We start from the raw sequence: 22,263 nt of genomic DNA on the forward strand, positions 1-22,263 counted from the left end.
AGCGCGTTGCGCTGCCTCCGGGAGCTTCGGCCCGGCGAACTCGCATGCGACACCGGCGATCGCAGCATTTCGGCGCGGGACGCGAGTCAGCCCCAGTCCGACGGTTGACTCACATCGTGGGTTTGTGTCCATAATGCGGATGACGTCGTGGCGGGGCCGATCCGCGCGCTCAGCCTCGTCCGGCGATCGGAAGCCCGTTCGCGGAAAGGGAGAAATGCACAACGACAGCAGCCGGTTCCCGCTGGCGGGCGTGCGCGTCCTCGAACTCGGCAACTACATCGCCGCCCCCACCGCCGGGCGGATGCTCGCCGACTTCGGCGCCGAGGTCATCAAGGTGGAGCGGCCCGGCACCGGCGACGAGCTGCGGGGCTGGCGGCTCCACGCCGGATCGACGTCGATGCTGTTCCACACCATCAACCGCGGCAAGAAGTCGGTCGTGCTGGACCTGAAGACCCAGCGGGGCCGCGACGCGGTGCTGGAGCTGGTGCGGCACTGCGACGTCGTCATCGAGAACTTCCGGCCGGGCACGCTCGAGAAGTGGGGCCTGGGGCCGCACGTGCTGGAAGCCGCCAACCCGGACGTGGTCCTGGCCCGCATCTCGGGCTTCGGCCAGACCGGGCCGCTGGCCGACCGGCCCGGCTTCGCCGCGGTGGCGGAGGCGATGGGCGGGCTGCGCGACCTGGTCGGCGAAGCCGATCGGCCGCCGTCCCGCGTGGGAGTGTCCATCGGGGACTCGATCGCCGGGCTGCACGCGGCCTTCGGCATCGTCGCCTCGCTCCTGCAACGCTCGACGGCGCGCAACGCCGAGCGGCCACCGCTGGCCGATCGCGTCGTCGACGTCGCGCTGCACGAAGCGGTCTTCTCGGTGATGGAATCCCTGGTGCCCGACTACCTCGCGCACGGCGTCCAGCGCCGCCGCGTCGGGGGCCGGATGGAGGGCATCGCACCGACCAACGCCTACGCCTGCCGAGACGGCAGCAGCGTGGTCATCGCGGGCAACGGGGACTCGATCTTCCGCCGCTACATGCAGGCGATCGGCCGCCCCGACCTCGCCGACGACCCGGACCTGCAGACCAACGCGGGGCGCTGGGCGCGGCGGGACGAGCTAGACGCCGCCATCGAGGAGTGGACGGGCGCGCACACCCGCGCGGAAGTCCTGGCCGCGTTGGACGCCGCCGGAGTCCCGGCCGGGCCGATCTACACGGCCGCCGACATCTGCGCCGACGAGCAGTACCGCGCGCGCGGGATGATCCAGGAGCTCGCGGTCGACACCGGCGCGGGCGAGCCCGTCGAGGTCGGATTCCCCGGCGTCGTCCCGGTCATCGGCCCGACGTCGCTCCCGGTTCGCTCGCCCGGACCGGAACTCGGCGCGCACACCGACGAGGTGCTCGGCGCGCTGCTGGGCCGGCGCGCCGACGAGGAGCCGAAGTGACCGGCGAGCCCCGGGCCGCGCTCCGCGACGTGACGTTGCGCGATGGCCTGCAGCTGACCGGCAAGCGGTTGCCGACCGAACGCAAGGTGGCCGTGGTCCGGGAACTGCTGCGCCTCGGCGTGCCCGCCGTCGAGGTCGGCTCGCTCGCCCGCGCCGACCTGGTGCCCGCCATGGCGAACACCCTCGAAGTCGTCGAGCGGCTCAGCCCCGACGAGCTCGCCCGCTGCTGGGTCTGGGTGGCCACCCCACGCCACGTGCAACGCGCCGCCGAGGCCGGGGCCGTCAACTTCCAGTACTGCCTGTCGGCCTCCGACAGCCACAACCGGGCCAACATCGGACGCGCCACGGAGGACAGCCTCGCCGCCATGCCCCGGGCGGTCGAGCACGCGCGGGACGCTGGCGGGCGCATCCAGCTGTGCATCGCCACCGCGTTCACCTGCCCCTTCGACGGGTTCGTGCCCGAGCGGCGGGTCCTCGACATCGCCACCGACCCGCGCTCGGCAGGCGCCGCCGACATCGTCGTCTGCGACACCCTCGGCCAGGCCGTCCCCGGCCAGGTCACCAGCCTGATCACCAAGATCGCCGGGAACGCCCCACCGCGCCGGATCGTCTACCACGGGCACGACACCTGGGGGCTCGGCGTGGCCAACTCGCTGGCCGCCATCGCCGCCGGAGCCGCCGAGGTCGACGGCGCGCTCGGCGGCCTCGGCGGCTGCCCGTTCGCCCCCGGGGCCGGCGGCAACACCAGCACCGAAGACCTGCTCTTCGCGCTCCGCCCGGACTGGCTGACGCCGGGCACCTTCGCCCGGATCGTCGAGCTCTCCGGCGAACTCCTCGACGAACTCGGCGAACCCAACCGGTCCCGCGCCGCCCAAGGCGCCCGCTCCAGCGCTACCGCGTTCCCCTGGGCGCTCGCGCACGGCCAGGAGACCCCCGCTCAGCGTTCCTCGTGACGACTCCGCAGCCGCCCGATCTCGAACGCTCTCGGCCTCTGCAAGCAGGAGCCGGGCGCAACGCTGCTCTCTCCCGCGAGCAGCTCTACCCGCTCAGCTCGGGTACCGGCCGCCGAGCGCGCGGGTGATCCGCTCCGCGTGCTCCACCAGGACATCGACCCACTCCACGCACTTCTCGTAGGGCATCCGCAGCGTCGGCCCGTGCACCATCACCGCGCCGATGAGGTCGGCGGCCGAATCGAACACCGGCGCCGCCAGGCCCGAGGCCCCGTCGACGCGTTCGCCCACCGTGATCGCGTACCCCTCGGCCGCCGTCTGCCTGATCAGCCGGTGCAGCTCGTCCCGATCGGTCACCGTGCTCTCGGTCAACCTGGGCAGCTCGGCGTCGAGCACTCGCTCGGCCAGGCCCGGGTTCCAGGCGAGCAGCACCCGGCCGGAGGAACCGACCGTGATCGGCGCGATGTCGCCCACCGACATCGTCCTGCGCAGCGCGTGGTGGGTCTCGGCGACGGCCACGCACACCCGGTGCTCGCCTTCGACGCGGAAGAAGCACGCCGTCTCGCCGGTCGCGTCGCGCAGGTCCTTCAGCACGGGGTTGACCACGCCCAGCACGTCGAGGTCCTTGCCCGCGGCGGCGCCCCAGTAGGCCATCTGCACGCCGAGCCGGAACCGGTCCTCGGCGCGGTCCAGGAACCCGTGCGCGACCAGGTTCGTCACGAGCCGCTGCACGGTGGACTGCGGAAGCCCGGTCGCCTGCTGGATCTCCCGCAACGTCAGCGACGGCTGCCGCAGCGTGAACGCGTTCAGGATCTCCGCGATCTTGCCGAGCACGAGCAGCGGACGCTGCGCCCCACCTGCGGAATCTCCACCGGTTGCCATGCCCAGAACTTACGGCAAACCACGAGCGCCACCGGCACCCGCACCGGCGGCACGCCCGGCTGAACCGGCCGATGACGAGAACTCCTTGCCGCTCAAGCATTCTCCGGCCTGCTCCGGCCGCCCGCGACGGGTCGCCGTCGTGGCGGCGGAGCCGGCGCGCCGCAGGATCAGGCGGTCCGGTACGGGTAGCGCGTGGACCGGCGGCCGATGAAGAACCAGAGGAGGCTGCCCAGGAACGGCGCCATGAACACGAGCACGATCCAGACCAGCTTCATCCCGATGCCCTGGTGCGACGCGAGGATGCTGATCACCGCCCCGACGACCAGGACGACGTACCCGAGCACCGCGAGCGTGGCGACGATCAACCCGACCGAGTACAGGCCGCTGTCGGCGGCGAGGGCGGCCTGCTGAACGACTGAGAGCATGACGTGACTTCTCCTGTCCGCGCCCGTGGCGCGTGTCTTCTCAGGTCGCGACCCTGCACTGCTCGCGACCGGTCAACACGGACGAACGTATTCGGCAGGCGCGTAATACCGCGTCATCCCCGGCACTGGTCTTCCGGTAGTCCGCAGGTCGTAGTCCGCGTCAATCCCCAGTCGTAGGAACCGCTTCCCGCCGCGGGTTCAGCTCGCCTTCGGCGAGCCCACCTCGAACTCCGCGCCGAACGGGTCCGTGATCCTGGCCAGCCGGCCGTAGATCATGTCGAAGGGCTCGCCCGCGGTGCCGCCGGCCTCGACGGCCCGTCGCGCCGCCGCGTCGGCGTCCGCCACCTGGAACAGGGTCGCCCAGTGGGACTTCCCGGCGTTCGGGTCGCCGAAGATGCCGCCGATCTCGTGGCCGTCCGGCCTGCGCAGGAACGTGAAGTCCGCGCCCGGCATGTCCGGGTTGCCGTCCAGCACGTAGTCGAAGGTCGCGGCGTAGAAGTCGCGCGCAGGCCCCGGCCGCGGGGTCACCAAGTCGTTGCGCAGCAAGGAGTTCGGCTCGTTGACGATCTCGCAACCGAGGTGCGCGCCGGCCTGCCACACCCCGAACTGCGCGCCGGTGGTGTCCCTGATGATCGCCATCCGGCCCTTGTCCATCACGTCCATCGGGCCCGCCAGGACCGAGCCGCCCGCGTCGACCGCCTTGGCCACAGTGGCGTCGCAGTCATCGGTCGCGAAGTACAGGTTCCACCAGAACTCCGCGGCGTCGGGATCCGGGTTCGGCATGAGCGCCGCGACGGGCTTGCCGCGCAGCAGGCACATCGTGTACCGGCCGGTCTCCTCCGGGCCCACCTCGAACTCCCAGCCGAACAGCGCCCCGTAGAACGCCATCGCCCGATCGAGGTCCGGGATGCCGAGGTCGATCCAGGTCGGCGTGCCCGCCGGCTGGGCGGTGGTCAGCTCGCTCATCACTGCTCCCTGTCATGTCCGTGTGCAGCGACGGTAACGACGGGGTCCGACAGCCGCACGTCGATCGCCTTCGGGAGCAGCGTCCCCGCACCGTCCACCGTGCATCAGGTGCACCGCGCCGACCGGTCCTCGAACTCCACGATCATCCACAAGAGATAGTGGGCGGCTTCACGGATGGTGGCTCGAATCGTTCGGGTGCTCGCCCCGGCACACCGGTAGCCCGGCGGCGCGTTGGTGGTCCGCCGCCGCCGCGAGCGCGAACCTGGCCGTCGTCGAAACCGCCCGGACATGTGCCAGGACCTCGCGCAACGCGCAGGACGGGCACCGGGATCGCCCGGCTGCGGCCTGCGCCGCGACGAGCGTCGCCTCCGCCAGCTCGATGAGGAGTTCCACCGCGGGGCAGTCCGAGCTCCGGTTCGCGCGCGCCGCCGCGAGGCCGTGCTCCAGGGCCGACACCAGGTCCCCGAATTCCCCTTGCTCGCCACGCAGATCTTCGGCTACGACTCCGCTGTCCGGTAGAGGCCGACCGTGCATCGCAGTCCTCGTCATTCCCGCAGCCGCCTAGGACCAATGCTCCGCATGGATCGTCCCGCATCCGGATCTCGTCGCACAACGCGGACACCGATCCGGGCAGTCGGACGCTTCCTTGCCTGCCGCCGCAGGAGAACTACGCTGCGAACACGTCGAAACTCCGGAAGAGCAAGGAAAAACCAATTGCGCGAACGGATCGTCGACCGAAACCACGTGATCGAGTGCATCGCGGAACGGTTCCTGCAGGCCGGTTACCGAGCGGCGGACGCCGAGATCACCGCCAGGCACCTGGTGCTGGCCGACGTGGCAGGCTACGGATCCCACGGGCTGCGCCTGGTTCCGGCCTACCTCGACGAGTTGCGGCGGGGCCTGGTCGATCCGCGCGCCGCGGTCGAGTTGCTCTCGCAGGAGAACGTCCTGCTCCAGTTCGACGCGCACGATTCACCGGGACATCCGGCGCTGGCCAAGGTCGTGGACCGGTGCGCGGACGTGGTGCGCGAGCACGGCACCGCCCTGGCGTGGGTTCGCGGGCTCCGGCACACCGGCCGCCTGGCCGAATACCTGTGGCGGGTCGTCGATCGCGGCATGTGCGGCATGCTGACCGTGACGTCGGCGCTCGACGAGCACAGCGCGCTGGTCGCGCCGCCGGGTTCGGCAACACGCTTGCTCGGCAGCAATCCGCTGGCGATCGGGGTGTCCGACGGCGACGGCGTCCGCGCGGTCTACGACGGATCGACCGCGGCCACCCCGTTCTACGAGGTCGCTCGCCGGCGAAGCGCCGGGCTGCCGCTGGACCGGCCCGACGTCGTCGACGACGCCGGGCGCCCCACGACCGACCCCGATGCCTTCTTCGCAGACGGCGCGATCAGGCCGTTCGGCGGGGTCCGCGGTTTCGGCCTTTCCACCGCGCTGGCAATGCTTTCGCAGGTTCACACGGCGGCCAACGAGCGCGGGCGCACCAACGCGTTCGTCGTGGTGTTCGGCGCGGGAGCCTCGCTGGCAGGCATCGCCGATCAGCTGCGGGAGGCCGGCTGCTACCTGCCGGGTTCGCGGCGGCAGGAGGTCATCGGCGAAACAACGATCCGAATCGACGCCGACACCGCACTGTTGCTCGCGGAGTCGGGCGTGCACCTCGAATGACACTCCACGACCTCTCGACGGAAGAAGGTGCGCTGGTGACCGCATTGACGCTCGGCATCGTCGGCTGCGGGTACGTCGCCGACTTCTACGCGCAGTGCGTGGCGAGCGATCCGGCCGAGCTCGAAATCGTTGCGGCGTACGACATCGACGAGTCCCGGGCGCGCAGCTTCGCGAGCACCTACCGGGTCAGGGCGTGCGCCGATCTCGACGAACTGCTCGACGACCCCGCGGTTTCGGTGGTCGTGAACCTCACCCCACCCGCCGCGCACGCCGACATCACGGAACGCGCGCTGCGCGCGGGAAAGCACGTCTTCTCGGAGAAGCCGTTCGTCATGGACCTGGACCGGGGCCGGGACCTGGTCCGGCTCGCGATCCGGCTCGGCCTCGCCCTCGGATCCGCCCCGGCGGTGCACCGCTCCCCCGCCGCGAGGTACCTGCTGGAGTCCATCGCCGGAGGCCGCGTCGGCCCGGTCAGCCACCTCTACTGCGATCTGGACGACGGGCCGCTGCACCGGATGAGCCCGCATTCGTGGCGCAGCACGCGGGGCGTGCCGTGGCCGCTCGCCGACGAATTCGGCGTCGGGCCGGTGCTGCACCACCTCCCGTACGCGTTGACATGGGCCGTCGCGCTCTGCGGCCCGGTCGAGCACGTGCAGGGCCACACCGCCGTGCGGGTCGAGTCGAAGTACGGGGCGCCAGCCGGGCCCGACCTGTGCATCGCGGTGCTCCGGCACGCCGGTGGCCGGCTGAGCCGGATCACCGTCGGCGCCCTCGCCCGCCGGTGCCGCGAGCTCCTGGTGGTCGGCGAGGAGGGCGAGCTGTTCCTGCCCGACATGTGGTCGGTCGACGGGCCGGTGCTGCTCGACCAGCGGCCCGTGCTCAGCCCGCAACCGCAATGGCCTTACGACAGCACCCACCGGCTGAACTTCGACCAGGGTCTCCGCGACATGGCGCAGTGCCTGCGCGGTGGCGGCGGGGCCGCGTTCACCGAGCACTACGGGCGGCTGGCGCTGCACGTCACGGAGCTGAGCCTCGCGCTCGGCCGGCCCGGCCCGTGCGACTACCGCCCGGACACCACCTGCCCGGTCCCGGCGGGGCGGTGATCAGCCTTCGGCCAGCACGCTGAGCCCGGCGAAGACGCGCAGGAACAGACCCGCCAGGACGTCGGGCTCGACGGAGAACGCGATCCTGAGCCGGGTTCCGGCCCGGGTGCCCGGTCGCATCCCCTCCTCCGGGATGGTTCGCATGCCGAAGACGTAGGCGAGCAGGGCGAAGACGTCGAACGAGCTGCGGACGCCCAGGCCGCGGAACCTCTCCGAGTCGAGCATCGGCGCGCACGAGACGACCTGGAAGAACCCCGCGTCCGGCCGGTTGAACGGGCGCAGCCAGCTGGACAGCCCGGTGGCGAGGAACCCGTCCACGAACGGCGCCAGTTCCGGGCACCGCCGCGCTTGGCGCATGGCCAGATCCCGTGCGGCTCCGGCGAGTTCGCCCTGGCCTCCCGTCAGGAACTGGTGCACCAGCCGCCCGCGGAACTCGTAACCGTCCGCGCCGAAGGAACGTTCGGTGGTGTAGCGATCGTACTCCTCGGAGTTCAGCCCGGCGGTCAGCGCGCGCTGCAGCATCGTGCTGATGTAGCCGGTCGTGCTCTCCAGTGCCCGCCTTATCCGGTCCGACTGGCTCTTCTCGGCGTAGAGCAGGCCGATGCGGAAGTTCGCGATGGCCATCGGCTTGGACAGCCCGATCATGGTGTGGGTCAGCGCGTTCGTGCGCTGCATCGACGGTAGATCGCGCAGATCGCAGCGGATCGAGTGGTAGGCGATGTCCTCCAGCGCGACCACCTCTGCCGCAGCGAGCACCGCGGCCAGCGACTCGACCTCCGACTGCGAGTACACGTGCCCCGTGATCGTCGGCTGGATGTGCAGGAAGGCGACGACGCAAGGCGGCCGGAGCGCATCCCGCACGCGCCTCAGCGCGTATTCTCCTTGCCCTGTGGTCAAATCCAACAGCTGGCGGCCCACTTCAGCGGATCGCCACGCGTCAGGGTCGGCCGCCATGGCATCGCTGATCTCCGCCAGCCGGCGCGTGTTCTCGCCTTCGTGCGCAACGATTCCCGCTGCCGCGAGTTTGCGGGCTGCGCGACCGAAGAGGAGTTCCCGGTCCTGCACCCAGTCCTGCCAGAGCAACCGGTTCTGCTCCTCGATCACCTGCCGGAGGCTGCTCGCGGTGACGCGTCCCCGGCCGTCGCAGGGCACGTCGACGACCCTGCCGCCGACCCGGTGCGGCTGCGTGAGGAAGAACCCGTAGCCGAGTTCCGGAACGATGACGGTGTCCGCCTGGTTCCGCACGAGCACCTTGCACAGCGCGTCGTAGCCGTGCACCGTGCCCGCAGACGGCAGGACCTCCAAGCCGGAAAGCGGCTCTCCGCCCAGGAATCCCGTTCGCGCCAGGAATCGCCGCGCCGCTTCGACCAGTTCCGCGGTGGCTTCCGGGCCGTAGTAGTGATGTCCGTCGGTGTCGACCAGCCCGACCTCGTCCCGCAGCGCCGCGGCGAACGGCGGGTACACGCCGGGCATCGCATCACCCGTGTCGAGGTTGGAAAGCGGCGCAGCACCCGGGAACACCACCGATTCGTCCGGGCAGACGAAACTGCTGAACATCTGCTCGCAGAGCAGCTCGAACCTGGCGACTTCGTCCGATCCGACGGTGCGCAGCACGGCGTCGAAGTTCTCGATCAGATCGAACAGTTCGGCGGTTCGCTTCTCCACGCGTTGCCGTTCATCGGACACGGCGCCCAGATCGATCTCCACGGCGCCATCGTGGCAGAGCACCGGTCGGCGGACCACGTCATGCGTCTGTAGTTTGACCACGCCAGCCGGGCTTGCGCTTACCATCCTCCGCGACGGAAGCGAGCGCTACCACGCAGAAGGGGAACGATGGTGAGCGAGCTTGCCCTGTTCGGCGGCGAACCGGTCATCGACAGTCCGGCCGAAGAACTCTTCCGGTGGCCCGTCTTCGGAACCGCGGAGGAGGAGGCCGTCCTCGAAATCCTCCGCGAACCCGATTTCTTCAACGACACCGTGGTGCCCGCTTTCGAACGCGATTTCGCGCAGTGGCTGGGTGTCGAGCACGCGCTGACCGAGAGCTCGGGCACGCACGCGGTGCTCGGCGCCCTGTTCGCCTGCGGCGTCGGCAAGGGCGATGAGGTGATCGTGCCCAGCCTCAGCTACTGGGCCTCCTGCGTGCAGATCATGTCGCTGAAGGCCACGCCCGTCTTCGCCGACGTGGACCGGGAAACGCTGAACATATCGGCCGAGGACGTCCGGCGGAAGATCACCGACAACACCCGCGCGATCGTCGTTGTGCACCTGCTCGGCTACCCGGTCGACATGGACGCGATCCTCGACATCGCCAGGCCGCGCGGGATCAAGGTGATCGAGGACGCCTCGCACGCGCACGGTTCCCGGTACAAGGGCCGGATGGTCGGCGCGCTCGGCGACATCTCCGCGTTCTCCCTGTGCGGCAAGTCGATCTCGATCGGCGAGGGCGGGATTATCGCCACTGACGACCGGGGCCTGTGGGAGCGCGCGGTCGCGTGGGGGCACAACTTCCGGTTCAACGACCTGGAGGTGAAAGACCCGGAACTGCTCCAGTACGCCGGCCTGCCGCTCGGCGGCGTGACGTCCAGGATGCACAACCTCAGCGGCGCCCTCGGGCGCGTGCAGCTCGCCCGGTACGACGAGCGGATGGCGGAGATCGACCGCGCGATGAGCTACTTCTGGGACCTCGTCGAGGACGTGCCCGGGATCTCCGCGCACCGCCCGCCCCGCGAATCCGGTTCGACGATGGGCGGCTGGTACAACCCTCATGCGATCTACCACGCCGACGAGCTCTCCGGCCTGTCCGCCGCGCGGTACGTCGAGGCCGTGCGCGCAGAGGGTTACCAGGCGTGGACGCGGAAGTGCATCAAGGACCCGCTCCACCCGCACCCGCTCTTCCACACCGCGGACGTCTACCGCGACGGCGTCCCGACGGTGATCGCGCACGCCGCCCGCGATACCCGGCTCGGCGCCGACGACCTCCCCAACGCGATGGCCGCCCGGGCCTTCACGGTCCCGCCGTTCCGGAGCTTCCGGCCGGACGTGATCGAGCGGTACGCGGAGATCTTCCGGAAGGTGAGCCGGAACCACGCCGAGCTGCTGGCCGACGACCGGGGCGACCACGCAGTCGTGGTCGACGAACGCGGCGACGGCTGAGCGCGGCCCGACGAGGCCGGTCAGGGGTGCACGCACTCCAGGCCGGCCTTGTTGAGCACCAATGGGTCCAGCACGCGCCGGGTGTCGAAGACGGCGGTGGCCCGGCACCTGCCGGCCACCTGCATCCAGTCGAGCTCCCGGAAGTCCGGCCACTCGGTGAACACCGCGATCAGGTCGCAGCCCTCGGCCGCGGAGTACGGGTCGTCGACGACCGGCACGCCGGGGATCCGCGCCGTCGCGGTGACTCCCGGGTCGTAGCCGCGCACGTGGGCGCCCGCCCGGGCCAACGCCTCCGCCACCTTGATCCCCGGCGACTCCCGCAGGTCGCCGGTGCCCGCCTTGAACGCCAGGCCGAACGCGGCGATCCGGGCCCCGCTCAGCCGCCCGCCCAGCAACTCGCCGATCCGCTCGACGATCGCGGCCTGCCGCCGGGTGTTGGACGCCACGGCCGCGGTCAGCACGGGGAAGTCGACCCCGGCCCGGTCCGCCAGCCAGGCGAGCGCCTTGGTGTCCTTGGGCAGGCACGAGCCGCCCCAGCCCGGCCCCGGGCGCAGGAAGTCCGGCCCGATGCGGGAGTCCAGCCCCATGCCCAGCGCGACGTCGTCGACGTCCGCGCCGATCGCCGCGCAGATGTCCGAGATCGAGTTGATGAACGACAGCTTGGTGGCCAGGAAGCAGTTCGAGGCGTATTTGATCATCTCCGCCGAACGCGGGTCCGTGCGGACGACCGGCGCGTTCAGCGGCTCGTACAGGGCGGCGACCCGGCGCGCGCTGCAGGTGTCGTCCGCCCCGATGACCACGCGCTCCGGTCGCAGGAAGTCCGCCAGCGCCCGGCCTTCCCGGAGGAACTCCGGGTTGGCCACCACGCGGATGTCGCGGCGGCCGACGCGGGCCTGCAGCAGGTCCGTGGTTCCCGCCGGAACGGTCGACTTGACCACCAGGACCGCGGCCATGCGCAACGCGTCCCGGACGTCGTCGACGACCGACAGCACGATACCGGTGTCCGCGGCGCCGTCGTCGCCCGTCGGCGTGGGCAGGCACAAGAACACGAACTTCGCTTCGCGCACCGCCGCCCGCGCGTCCGAGGTGAACCGCAGACGCCCGGCGGCCAGCGACTCCGACAGCGACTCCGGCATCCCCGGTTCCAGGATGCCCGTCCGGCCGCGGCGCAGCTCCGCCACCTTCGCCCGGTCGACGTCGGCGCAGGTGACGCGGTGGCCGATGGCGGCGAAGCCCACCGCACTCGCCAGACCCACGTATCCGGCGCCGATCACGGCGATCTCCGACACGGGAGGTCCTCCCCTCTCAGTGGTTGCCGCTACCGGCGGTGAACTCGCGATCCCGCGGCGCGCCCGCGACGGCCAGGCCCGCCGAGCGCTGCCAGCGGACCGTGCGTTCGAGACCGGTGCGCAGCCCGGTCACCGGCCGCCAGCCGAACAGCTCCCGGGCCAGGCTGATGTCCGGCCTGCGGCGCACCGGGTCGTCGACCGGCAGCGGCCGGTGGACCACCCGCGGCGGCCGCCCGACCGCCTCGCCGACCAGCCGCGCGAGGTCGACCATGGTGATCTCCTCGACGTTGCCGAGATTGACCGGGCCGAGAACTCCGGGCGCAGCAGCCATTTCCAGCAGACCCGCCACGAGGTCCTCGACGAAGCAGAAGCTCCGCGTTTGCTTGCCGTCCCCGTACACCTCCAGCGGCTCGCCGCGCAGCGCCCGGTCGATGAAGCTCGGGACGACGCGGCCGTCGTCGATGCGCATCCGCGGGCCGTAGGTGTTGAAGATCCGCACGATGCCGGCGTCCAGCGCGCCCTGCCGGACGTACGCGGCGATCAGCGCTTCGGCGAACCGCTTGCCCTCGTCGTAGACGCTGCGCGGGCCGATCGGGTTCACGTTCCCCCAGTAGTCCTCGGTCTGGGGGTGGCGGAGCGGGTCGCCGTAGACCTCGCTGGTGGACGCCTGGACCAGGCGCGCGTTCCGACTGACCGCGAGGTCGATGACTCGTTGCATGCCTTGGGAATTCGTCCGCAGCGTGTGCTGCGGACGCACCAGGTACCGCGGCGGCGACGCCGGCGACGCCAGGTTGAACACGACGTCCACCGCCGAATCCACCCGCCACTCGCGGCAGATGTCCGCCGTCACCACCGTCAGCAGCGGGCTGTCGGCCACGGCCGCGAGATTTTCCGCGCGGCCGCTGGAGAAGTCGTCGATCACCGTCACCCGCACGCCCGCCCGAATCAAGGCCTCGGTCAGGTGCGATCCGATGAATCCGGCTCCGCCGGTGACGACCGCGGCCCGATGCGGGATTTCGGGCAGGGCAGATCCTGAGCTGTTTTCCGACATCATCCGCACCTCAACCCATTCCAGTGTTCGGCGTTCTGGATTATGCCGTTTCCGGGCGAATTCAAGTGCAGTCCGGGAATTCAGCCGCCGACGCCCCGATACCGCCGCAGGCCGCGGTTCCACAGCGCCAGCGCGAGCGCGAAGAGAACGGGTCCGACGAGCGGGGACGCGGCCGCCAGCCAGTCCGGAACGCCGCTGCCGCCGGGCGCGTCGAGCAGCACCTTGGCGGGCAGGTAGGAGATGAACGCCAAGGGCACCACGTAGGTCAGCGCCATCGCCACCGGCAACGGGAAGACGTGCAGCGGATATCCCCCGAACATTCCCGCCAGTTCGTCGACGGCCAGGCCGATCCCGCTGTCCTGCGGGCGCCGGACCACCCAGCCGGCGATCACGAGGTGGACCGCCGCCTCGATCAGCGTCCCGGACAGGACGCAGGCGATCAGGTAGCAGGCCCGGCCGAGGTCCCACGCCAGGTCGCTCTGGACGAGCGCGGCGGCGAACACGGCTCCCCCGGCGAGCAGGTCACCTATGCTCGTCACGCTGAAGGAACTCAGCAACACCTGCAGCAGCACCGGCAGCGGCCGGGTCAGGTAGCTCTCGACCATGCCTTCCTGCACCAGCATCCCGAGCATGGTGATCCGGCCGAAGAACATCACGAACAGGCCGTGGCTCAGCAGGCGCATGCCCACCGAGAGCACCAGCGCGCCGGTGGTCCAGCCGCCGAATCCGGTGAACCGCGACAGGACTACGCCGACGAACGCCACCACCGAGGTCTGCCACAGGACGCCGCAGGCGATCGCGATCAGGAAATCGCCGCGGTAGTGGCTGCGCGCGACGAAGTTCAGCCGGGTCATCCGCGCGGCGATGCGCGCGCAGCGCCGCGCGTTCCGGACTCCCGCCGGAATGCCGTTCCACATGCGGGCACCTCTCCCTGACGCAGGCAGCCGTCATCCCCCCTGCAGCACGACGCGGCGTGCCGCCCGCCGCCACACGAGGTGGACCAGCGCGTAGAGCACGACGCACCACAGGACCTGCGTGCCGATCTCGCCCACCGCCTCCGCGGCCGGAATCGTGCCCACGTAAAGGGAAGCCGGGACGCTGATGGTGCTTCGGAAGGGCAGGAACGACGAAAGCGCCGTCAGCCACCCGGGGAACAACCAGACCGGCACGAAGGCCCCGGCCAGGAAGTCCTGGAAGAACCGGTAGGCCTGCTTCGCGTTCTCGTTGACCACCAACCAGAAGCACACCAGGTCCAGCAGGGACGCGAGGTGGCAGAGGATCGCCTGCCCGATGGCGGCGCTCAGCAGGAAGCAGGCGAACGCGACCGGGTCCGGAACCCGGGCGGCGCCGGCCGCCGTCGCCAGCAGCATTCCGGCGACCAGCCAGAGGGAACCGTAGAGCACGTCGCCGATGTTGATCAGCGCGACGTACCGGCTCGGCCGGACCGGTCGCAGGAACCAGTACACGACGGAGCCGTCGCGCACCCGGCTCGCCAGCGCGTCCTTGGAGTAGAACCGCGCGCTCCACCGGACCCGCGCCAGCAGGACCGCCAGCACGGCGTAGGTCACGGTCTGCTCCCGGTTCGCGCCGGCCACCGTTTCGTCGCCCCCGTACAGCGCGGACCACAGCGATGCGACGAGGACGACCTGGGCGCCGATCAGCGCAACGCCGTACAGCACGCGGCTGCGGTAGCTCAGCTCGATCGTGGACACGATGCGCAGGAGCCGCCACTGCCGGAACGCCGGCGGCCGGACCGAGCGGGTCATGGCCGCCCCTCAGCCGCCGGCCGCCGGGCCGACGCCGCTGATCGCCCCGTCCAGGTAGGCGTTGCGGACGACCTGCTCCAGGTCTCCCCGCTCCACCGACACCGCCGAAACCGGGTACCGCTGAACGACTTCCAGCAGCACGTCATCGGTAGAGGAGCCCGCCGCAGGAACGAGCCGGGCCCGGCCCTCGCCGCTCCACTCCGCGACCGCGCTGGCCAGCCGCAGCGCCGGGACCGGCGAGCCGAACTCGACCACGACCGAGCCCTGGCCGCCGTACTTGCGGCGTAACTCCTCCAGCGGCCCGTCGAAACCCACCGCGCCGCGTCTGATCAGCACCACGCGCTCGCAGAGCCGGTCGACCTCGTTCATGTCGTGGGTGGTGAGCACGATCGTCTTGCCCGCGGCGGTCTGCGTCCGCAGCAGCCGACGGACCTGCTCCTTGACGCCGACGTCCAGGCCGATGGTCGGCTCGTCCAGCAGCAGGACCTCCGGATCGTGCAGCAGCGCGGCCGCCAGGTCGCACCGCACCCGCTGCCCGAGGGACAGGTGCCGGACCGGCTTGTCGTAGAGCTCGGCGGTCTCCAGCACAGCGTCGAACGCGGCCAAGCGGCGTGCCCGCTCCGCGACCGGCACGCCGTAGATGTCGCCCAGGATGTCGAACGAATCGCGCACCGGGAGGTCCCACCACAGCTGGGTCCGATGCCCGAACACGACGCCGATCCGCGACGCGTTCGCCGTCCGGTTGCGGTGCGGCGCGCGCCCGGCGACCCGGAGTTCTCCCGAGGTCGGCACCAGCGCGCCCGCCAGCATCTTGATGAGGGTGGACTTCCCGGCACCGTTCTGGCCCAGCAACGCCACCGTCTCGCCGCCGCCGACCTCGAAGGAGACGTCGGAGACCGCGGTGAAGATGCGGCGCTTCGGCCGGAGCAGGGCGCGCACGGCACCGCGGATGCCCGGATCGCGTTCGGTGATCACGAACTGCCTGGTCACGCTGGCCAGCTCGATCACCGGCCCGGCGCGGCGGGCGGCGGGCATCACGGCTCCTCGCCGGTCCGGGCGCGGCAGGCGTCGATCAGCCGTGCCAGCAGGCCGTGCGGGTCGCGGAGGACCCAGATCCCGTCCAGCACGACCCGCCGCGTCCCGTCGTCCACGGCGGGTTCGGTCGCCGTCCAGTCCGATGTGGTGAAGTTCATCTCCACGACCAGGCCTGTCCCGCGCCGGCGGAGTCGCCGCTCGTGCACCGGCCCCCACTGCTTCACCCGCAGCAGCGGCGGCTCCAGCGTGGCCGGGAAACCGTCGGTGCTGTCCAGGTAGTCGGAGATCCTCGACGTCACGACGACGATGTCGACATCGGATTCCGCGGTCGCGGCGCCGCGCTCGCGCGCATACGAACCGACCAGGGCCACCGCCTGCACGTCGGGCCGCCCGTCGGCCCAGGCGCGCAGCTCCGCCACCAGATCCTCGACCTGCGAGTACCGCTCGGCGCTGTCGTCGTTCATGACTCCTCCTGCGAAAACTCCACGCGGCACCCCGCTGCTGCGACGCCTGCTCCGATCGCGGCCGTCCCCAGGTCGGTGAACCAGCCGACCTCGCCCGGTGCCGCCAGCGGCATCGACGGCGGCAGGCCCGAGCCCAGCAAGCTCTCGACCATCCGCCGCGACAGCACGGGATCGGGTGGGGACTTCACCGGTCGAGGCATTGCGCTCCTGGCCGCTGTGTAGCCTACGAGGAAGCACGCCGCCCAAACCTGTTCTGCCGCTTCACGAACGAGCGAGGCGGGAAGCCGTGCGGCGGGCAAGGACGGCAGCGGGGACCGCGCGAGGTGACCGGCGAGTGCGTCCTTCAGGCGCGACGCGAGCCCGTCCTGGAAGACCGCGCACGCCTCCGGCCAGTGGAACGAGCGCTCGGTCCCGTAGTCCTTGGGCGCCGAGCGGTCCGGCAGGAGGACCTGCGCGTGGCCCGCTTGCAGCACGACCAGCGGATCGCCCCCGGCGGGGAACACCTCGGCCAGCGGCGAAGGCGCAGTGCGCCGCGCGGCGTCGCCGGTGAAGCAGGCGGATCTCCGCTTCCCCTGGTGGAATCCGAGCGTCCCGACGACGCTGGGGCCGTCGCTGTGCTCGACGAGGTTCGGCACCGCCTGGAGCTTCAGCCCGCCGGCCAGCCGAAGGTAGTCGGTGAGGATGTCGTCATCGCTGCTGGCGGAGGCCGGGACGGTCTCCAGGAACTCCAAGTAGCCCAGGGCCCGCTCGCGCGGCATCACCACGCCGAGCGTCGGCGTGTACTCGTCGGCGAGCAGCGCCGCCCAGGCCGCGCCGCGCACGGCAGCGTTTCGCGCCATCGCACCGTTGCGGGAATTCGCGTTGCTGTACAAGGCGATCGTTGCCGTCGGGGCGTCGGTGATCGCGGCGCGCACGGCCGCGGCGAAATCCTCGACGGGCACTACGTCGTCCTGGAGGACGATGTGGTGGGTGGCCCAGTCCGGGATGGCCGCCCACGCCCGCCGCGCCGTGCGCAGCGCGTTGGGTCGCCCGGTCGGATCGGGATCCGGCACGAGATCCACCGGCAACGGTGCGCACGCTTCCGCCAGGCGGCGCGCGATGTCCCGCCGCTTGGGGTGGAACATGACGGCGACGCTGATCCGGACATCCCCGGCGACCAGCCGCAGCTCACTGCGGAGCGCTGCGAGGTCGCTTGCCACGGTCGACGGGACCTGCCGGCGATCGATGCCCACTTCGCCGCGGACTCCCGCCCGCAGACGCCCCGCGGCGATCCGGCGGAAGGCATCGGCCGAATACCGGTCCCCCGGCTCGGCCTCCCACGCAACGGTGACGGTCGACGGGCGGGCTCGCTGCCACCGCGCGATCTCGTTGTCCCAGGCCACTCCGCCGCGGCGCAACACCTCGACGCCGCCGCGCCACCGGCCCGCGACGTCCCGCACCCACGCGATCGAACCGGGCTCGGACCTGACCCGGACGAGCACCCGTTCCAGCGGGTAGGCCACGCCGCCCAGCCGGAAGAAGAACTCGGTCAGCTCGTCCGGCGAGGTGGCGCGGACGGTGACCACCACCAGCGGCCAGCGCGTGCGCCACGGCAGCGGCAGGTCCTGCCGATCGGGATCCGCGGGCACCGGATCACCCACGCACCGGCGTCGGGGACAGCCGCACGTACCTGGCCTGCCACAGGTCGAGGACCTGATCGAGCACCGGCCCCGGATCCGCTGCCGGATCGACGAGCTCGCGCAGCGGACGCGTCCCGTCCGCCCGGGCGAGAACCCGGTGGGTCGGGACCGACACCGGCCTGCTGCCCCCGCCGGTGAAGGTGAACTCGACGGATGCGGCGGGCTCGGCGCCCGGCCTGGTGGTCGTGCGCAGCGCCGCGTGCTCGACCAGCACCGGGTGCAGGCCCAGCAGGCTCGACCGCGTGGGTTCCCGCTTCGTCACGACGTGGTCGCCGACGAACAGCGCGTCCAGCTCCGTGGTCAGGAAGCACTGGATCGCGTCGTCCACGGTGTCGACGATGGGCTCGGCATTGTTGTTGAACGAGGTGTTGAGGACGATCGGGATCCCGGTCAGCCGGCCGAACTCCGAGAGAAGCCGCCAGTAGGCGGGGTTCACCTCCTGGGCGACGGCGTGCACGCGCGCGCTGCCGTCCACGTGCGTGACAGCCCCCAGCTGCTCGCGCTTGTCCTCCCGCACCGGGACCGAGAAGACCATGAAGTCGGGGGTAGGCGCGTTCTCCGGGAACTCGAAGAACTCGGGCAGCCGCTCGGCCAGCACCGACGGCGCGAACGGCCGGTAGCCCTCCCGCTTCTTGATCGCCTTGTTCACGCGTTCCCGGTTGTCCGCGGGCCGCGGATCGGCCAGGATGCTGCGGTTGCCGAGAGCGCGGGGCCCGAACTCCGAGCGCCCCTGCACCCAGCCGACTATCCGGCCGTCGGCGAGGGATTCGGCGGCCTCCTCGGCGACGCGATCAGACCTGCGGAAGTCGAGGAAGTCGCGCCAGTCGTGCAGCCTGCTCCGCGTCTCGTCCTCGTCGAGGCCCCGGCCCCAGAAGACCTGCCTGACCCGCCGGGCCGGCGCCTCCCCGGCGGTGTCGGCGTGCACCTTGAGCGCCGCACCCAACGCCGCTCCAGCGTCGTGGGCGGCGGGATGCACGAACACCTCCTCGAACAGCCCGCCACGCAACAACTTCCCGTTGTGCGTGCAGTTCAGGCCGACGCCGCCGGCGATCGCGATCCGCTGCTGCCCGGTGACCTGCCGCCAGTGCGCGAGCAAGTGACCGGCCAACCGCTCCAGCTCCTCCTGCAGCCCCGCCGCGAAGTCGGCGTGCGCGGCGTCGAACGGTTCGCCCTTGCGCCGCGGCCGGAACCCGCTGCGGTGGAAGGTGGTCCGGAGCCGGGACACGCCCAGGTCGAAGTCCCCGTCCGGCCGCAGTTCGCCGAGCTCCCGGAAGATCTCCCGATACCGGGCCGGATCGCCGTAGGGCGCCAGGCCCATGACCTTGTACTCGTCGAACAGCCCGTACCCCAGCAGTTCCGTGCCGGTGGAGTAGAAGTGCCCCAGCGACTCCCACGAGGGCTTGCTGAACAGCCTGGTGAGTTCCTGGCCCTTGCCCGTGTAGATGGTCGTCGAGGCGTCGTCGCCGTTGCCGTCGAGCACCGCGACGAGCGCTTCGTCGAAGCCGGACTGCAGGAAGGCGCAGTAGCCGTGGGCGACGTGGTGCGCGACGAACTCGATGCGCTCCGCGGGGAAGTCCACCCGGAACCGCTCCCGCAACCGTCGGCCCACCAGTTCCCGCGAGTAGTCGAGCGGGGCCGCGGGGTGCTCCACGTACTGGTGGTAGAGCTCCTTGTCGGAGTACTCCTCCTTGAAGCAGAAAGCGATCCGGTCGACGTCGCCCAGCCGGATTCCCGCCTCCTCCAGGCAGATCTGCACCGCCCGGCCCGGGAAGCGGTTGGTGTGCTTGATCCGGCTCGCGCGTTCCTCCTCCACCGCGGCGACGACCTCGCCGTCGCGCAGGAGGACCGCGGACGCGTCGTGGAAGAACCAGTTGGGCAAGCCCGCAACCAGATCCTCGTGGGGCGGCGAGAAGCAGCCGCTCAGGCCCAGAACGTACATGTCGGCTCCACAGTCTCGGGGTGGGATCAGTTCTGCCCGGTCGGCTGGAACAGCCGGGGTCGCGCGGGTGCGCAGGCCAGCGCTCGGTCGTGGTCGAGTCCGCGGACGACGCCCGCCAGCTCGTGGTACTCGCGCATCGCGGCGAAACGTCCTTCCGCTTCCAGGGTTTGCGCGCACCGCACGTAGTAGTCGGCCAGGATCGCGGGCACCTCCGCCGGCGCGGTCCGGCCCCGGCGCACCGAGATCCGGGTCGCGGCGAGCACGCCTTGGGTGTCGACCCACGCCTTCTGCTCGTAGTACCCGTCGCCGATCCGCTTGCGGACCGAGGACCCTCCCCCGTCCGTCGCGATCCGGTACTTGGCCGTGGTCTCCCGGTCGAAGAACACGAAGTCGGTCGCGGCCGTCATCCGCAGCCAGGCGTGCTGGTCCTCGGAGACGTACACGTCCGGGAACGGGTGCGCCACGGCCAGCCACGTACGGACCGACGTCGCGCTGGTCAACGTCGTGTATCCGTGCTCGGTCGCGATCTGCCGCCAAGCCCGCGCGCCGGTCGGGGGTTCCTGCTCGTGGGACTGCAGGATCTCCTTGATGCTCGGCGTGATGCCCGCTTCGGGGACCTGGTGCCCGCGCTCGTCGATCAGCTCGAAGGTGGAGTACTGGAAGTCGACCTCGCGCCGCTCCCGGAAGTTGCGCCGCACGACTTCGACCCGCCGCGGGTCGGCCAGGTCGTCGCCGTCCAGGTACAGGCAGTACGGGATGCCGTTGCGCCACGCCCAGCGGGCGGCGATGTTCCGGCAGATCCCCTGGCCGGCGTTCTTCCGCCGCCGGATCAGGGTCGCCTTGTCGCCGAGATCCGCCACGATCGCGCTGAACGCATCGGCCGCCTCCGGCAGCGGGGAGCCGTCGTCGACCAGCAGGAGGTGCCAGGAGTCGTCGCTCTGCCCGCGCAGGCTGTCCACCGTGCTGAGCAGCTCCTCGCACTGTTCGAGCCGGTCGATGCGCACGGGTGTCAGCACCGCGCAGTCCGCGCCCCTCCGGCGGACGCCCGGCGCGGGCGCGCGGCGGGGCGACTGTTGACGGACGCCGTTGTCGGCTCTCGGCTCCGGCACAGCTACGAGGGCGGGTACGCCGATCGCGTCGTGCCAGCTCGTGAGCATCGCGTGCAGCTCCGGGTGCGAGGCGTCCGACACGACGCGCAGCCGCACCCGCCCGGCCGCGTCGAGGAGCCCGGGGTGCATCCAGTCCGGGTTCGACCTCGCCACGCCCGCCAGCGCGCCGTACGGATTCGCGTCGGCCACCTCGAAGCACTGCGCCGCGCACGTCGCGCTGACCAGCACCTGGGGATGATCGGCCCACGTCGCCGCCTCGGCGGCGCGGGGCGAACGCGGGTCGGCGAGCGCGAACACCTCGTCCCCGTCGGCGCCGGGCTCGGCCCATTCGACGACTTCGCCGCGCGCGAGCCGGTCGATGGCCGACACGTGGTCCGCCACCGCGCTGGACCGGCGCCCGCAGGCCGTCGAACCCGCTGCGAACCGGGGAATGTAGTCGTAGTTCGGTGGCACGACCTCCCCGAGGACCTCCGCCCACGCGTAGTAGCCGCAGCCAGCCGCCAGGCTCCCGGCGACCGGTGCCGCGTGCACGTAGACCTGGTCGAACGGCGTCTCGGTGCTGATCCGGCTGTTGAGCGCGGCGTCGAAGGCGAGCCCGCCCGCGTACGCGAGGTTCGTCGCCGGGCACAGCTCGTACCAGTGCGCCAGGAGGTCCAGCGCGGCCTTCTCGATCAGGTCCTGCGCCCACCTCGCGACGTCCGCGTGGAACCCGGCGTCCGGTGTGCCGTGCTCCGCGCTCCGCTCCGGGTCGAGGTGGCCCAGCCCCGACGGGTCGACGATCACCCGGCCGTCGGCGAACCGCACCGCCGACGCCGCCGCACCCCCGAACGCGTCCGGCCGGCCACTGGCGGCAGCTCCCGCGAGCGAGCCGTCCGGCCTGCCGAGCACGTAGCGGCTGACCGTCCGGTGAAAACCGAGAAGCGTTGCTGTGGAAGGATTTCCGAGGGACTCCTCGATCGGCTCAAGCCGGCCGTCGCGCAGGCGGTGCAGGCTGTCGGTCACGACCGGCTCGATGCCCGCTCCGTAACTCGAACCCACCACCGCGATGACGCCGTCGTTGTAGGTCGAGTGGACGGTCGCCGCGTAAGCGAGCGCGGTGTGGTGCGTGACGTCGATGCGGCGAACGTCCGACGGCAGCGACGAGCCGTCGATCCTGTGTGGACCGGCGCACGTCGCCACCGCGGCGACCTGCCCCCAGCTGACGCCCGCCTTCTCCAGGAAGCCCGAGAGCGCGTCGAAGTCCGCGTGCCCGGCCTGCAGCTCGCCGAGCGCCACGATCCCGGACTTCTCGACCAGACACGCGGTCGAACTTCCCGACAAACCGAGTACGTACTTCGCGCTCACACCAA

Annotated in this window: 19 protein-coding genes; 5 read left to right on the forward strand and 14 right to left on the reverse strand. The window is 71.3% G+C overall.

Annotation, left to right across the window (positions count from 1 at the left end; genetic code table 11):
- Positions 1 to 214 precede the first annotated feature (214 nt).
- Together AB0H93_RS12445 and AB0H93_RS12450 are read left to right on the forward strand one after the other, a co-directional pair.
- On the forward strand, positions 215 to 1,432 hold the full coding sequence (locus AB0H93_RS12445) for a CoA transferase (RefSeq protein WP_358571548.1): 1,218 nt from the start codon (positions 215 to 217) through the stop codon (positions 1,430 to 1,432).
- The gene (locus AB0H93_RS12450; RefSeq protein ID WP_358571550.1) at positions 1,429 to 2,385 is read left to right on the forward strand and encodes a hydroxymethylglutaryl-CoA lyase; all 957 of its coding nucleotides are present in this window, start codon (positions 1,429 to 1,431) and stop codon (positions 2,383 to 2,385) included. Before AB0H93_RS12445 ends, AB0H93_RS12450 begins: the two co-directional genes overlap by 4 nt.
- A gap of 93 nt (positions 2,386 to 2,478) precedes the next feature.
- On the opposite strand, the gene AB0H93_RS12455 is transcribed toward AB0H93_RS12450, so the two are convergent.
- From AB0H93_RS12455 to AB0H93_RS12470, 4 genes are all read right to left on the reverse strand, one after another.
- Positions 2,479 to 3,264 carry an IclR family transcriptional regulator gene (locus AB0H93_RS12455; RefSeq protein ID WP_358571552.1) on the reverse strand — a complete coding sequence of 262 codons (786 nt, stop codon included), beginning with the start codon at positions 3,262 to 3,264 and terminating at the stop codon, positions 2,479 to 2,481.
- Positions 3,265 to 3,431: 167 nt separating this feature from the next.
- Positions 3,432 to 3,689, reverse strand: coding sequence for a PLD nuclease N-terminal domain-containing protein (locus AB0H93_RS12460; RefSeq protein WP_358571554.1), 258 nt, complete (start codon positions 3,687 to 3,689; stop codon positions 3,432 to 3,434).
- Positions 3,690 to 3,887: 198 nt separating this feature from the next.
- Entirely contained in the window at positions 3,888 to 4,655 is a 768-nt protein-coding gene (locus tag AB0H93_RS12465) for a VOC family protein (RefSeq protein ID WP_358571556.1), read from the reverse strand.
- A gap of 168 nt (positions 4,656 to 4,823) precedes the next feature.
- Positions 4,824 to 5,189, reverse strand: a complete 366-nt coding sequence (locus AB0H93_RS12470; RefSeq protein ID WP_358571558.1) for a hypothetical protein — start codon at positions 5,187 to 5,189, stop codon at positions 4,824 to 4,826.
- A 180-nt stretch (positions 5,190 to 5,369) separates the two neighbouring features.
- Between AB0H93_RS12470 and AB0H93_RS12475 the strand changes: the two genes are divergently transcribed.
- On the forward strand, positions 5,370 to 6,326 hold the full coding sequence (locus tag AB0H93_RS12475) for an Ldh family oxidoreductase (protein ID WP_358571560.1): 957 nt from the start codon (positions 5,370 to 5,372) through the stop codon (positions 6,324 to 6,326).
- A 35-nt stretch (positions 6,327 to 6,361) separates the two neighbouring features.
- Positions 6,362 to 7,429, forward strand: coding sequence for a Gfo/Idh/MocA family oxidoreductase (locus AB0H93_RS12480; RefSeq protein ID WP_358571562.1), 1,068 nt, complete (start codon positions 6,362 to 6,364; stop codon positions 7,427 to 7,429).
- Here the strand turns inward: AB0H93_RS12480 and AB0H93_RS12485 are convergent, their stop codons facing one another.
- Positions 7,430 to 9,136 carry an aminotransferase class I/II-fold pyridoxal phosphate-dependent enzyme gene (locus AB0H93_RS12485; RefSeq protein ID WP_358571564.1) on the reverse strand — a complete coding sequence of 569 codons (1,707 nt, stop codon included), beginning with the start codon at positions 9,134 to 9,136 and terminating at the stop codon, positions 7,430 to 7,432.
- 129 nt (positions 9,137 to 9,265) lie between these two features.
- Here AB0H93_RS12485 and AB0H93_RS12490 point away from each other — a divergent pair, with 129 nt between their 5' ends.
- Positions 9,266 to 10,582 carry a DegT/DnrJ/EryC1/StrS family aminotransferase gene (locus tag AB0H93_RS12490; RefSeq protein WP_358571566.1) on the forward strand — a complete coding sequence of 439 codons (1,317 nt, stop codon included), beginning with the start codon at positions 9,266 to 9,268 and terminating at the stop codon, positions 10,580 to 10,582.
- Between the two features lie 20 nt (positions 10,583 to 10,602).
- Here AB0H93_RS12490 and AB0H93_RS12495 read toward each other — a convergent pair whose 3' ends face one another.
- The 9 genes from AB0H93_RS12495 to AB0H93_RS12535 all read right to left on the reverse strand — a co-directional run bounded on the left by AB0H93_RS12495 (position 10,603) and on the right by AB0H93_RS12535 (position 22,234).
- Entirely contained in the window at positions 10,603 to 11,871 is a 1,269-nt protein-coding gene (locus AB0H93_RS12495) for a UDP-glucose/GDP-mannose dehydrogenase family protein (RefSeq protein ID WP_358571568.1), read from the reverse strand.
- Positions 11,872 to 11,887: 16 nt separating this feature from the next.
- Positions 11,888 to 12,922 carry an NAD-dependent epimerase/dehydratase family protein gene (locus tag AB0H93_RS12500; RefSeq protein ID WP_358571570.1) on the reverse strand — a complete coding sequence of 345 codons (1,035 nt, stop codon included), beginning with the start codon at positions 12,920 to 12,922 and terminating at the stop codon, positions 11,888 to 11,890.
- A gap of 80 nt (positions 12,923 to 13,002) precedes the next feature.
- Positions 13,003 to 13,839: an ABC-2 family transporter protein gene (locus AB0H93_RS12505; protein WP_358571572.1), complete on the reverse strand. Its 837-nt coding sequence runs from the start codon at positions 13,837 to 13,839 to the stop codon at positions 13,003 to 13,005.
- Between the two features lie 30 nt (positions 13,840 to 13,869).
- Complete coding sequence (locus tag AB0H93_RS12510) at positions 13,870 to 14,688, reverse strand: ABC-2 family transporter protein (RefSeq protein WP_358571574.1); 819 nt, start codon at positions 14,686 to 14,688, stop codon at positions 13,870 to 13,872.
- A 9-nt stretch (positions 14,689 to 14,697) separates the two neighbouring features.
- Positions 14,698 to 15,723, reverse strand: coding sequence for an ATP-binding cassette domain-containing protein (locus tag AB0H93_RS12515; protein ID WP_358571576.1), 1,026 nt, complete (start codon positions 15,721 to 15,723; stop codon positions 14,698 to 14,700).
- On the reverse strand, positions 15,723 to 16,187 hold the full coding sequence (locus AB0H93_RS12520; protein WP_358571578.1) for a nucleotidyltransferase domain-containing protein: 465 nt from the start codon (positions 16,185 to 16,187) through the stop codon (positions 15,723 to 15,725). Before AB0H93_RS12520 ends, AB0H93_RS12515 begins: the two co-directional genes overlap by 1 nt.
- Positions 16,184 to 17,815, reverse strand: coding sequence for a hypothetical protein (locus AB0H93_RS12525; RefSeq protein ID WP_358571580.1), 1,632 nt, complete (start codon positions 17,813 to 17,815; stop codon positions 16,184 to 16,186). Before AB0H93_RS12525 ends, AB0H93_RS12520 begins: the two co-directional genes overlap by 4 nt.
- A 4-nt stretch (positions 17,816 to 17,819) precedes the next feature.
- Positions 17,820 to 19,805, reverse strand: a complete 1,986-nt coding sequence (locus tag AB0H93_RS12530; protein ID WP_358571582.1) for a carbamoyltransferase C-terminal domain-containing protein — start codon at positions 19,803 to 19,805, stop codon at positions 17,820 to 17,822.
- A gap of 26 nt (positions 19,806 to 19,831) precedes the next feature.
- Positions 19,832 to 22,234 carry a glycosyltransferase gene (locus AB0H93_RS12535; RefSeq protein ID WP_358571584.1) on the reverse strand — a complete coding sequence of 801 codons (2,403 nt, stop codon included), beginning with the start codon at positions 22,232 to 22,234 and terminating at the stop codon, positions 19,832 to 19,834.
- Between the last annotated feature and the right edge of the window lie 29 nt (positions 22,235 to 22,263).

Source organism: Saccharopolyspora sp. NPDC050642, assembly GCF_040654735.1.
GTDB classification, from domain to species: Bacteria; Actinomycetota; Actinomycetes; order Mycobacteriales; family Pseudonocardiaceae; genus Saccharopolyspora; species Saccharopolyspora elongata.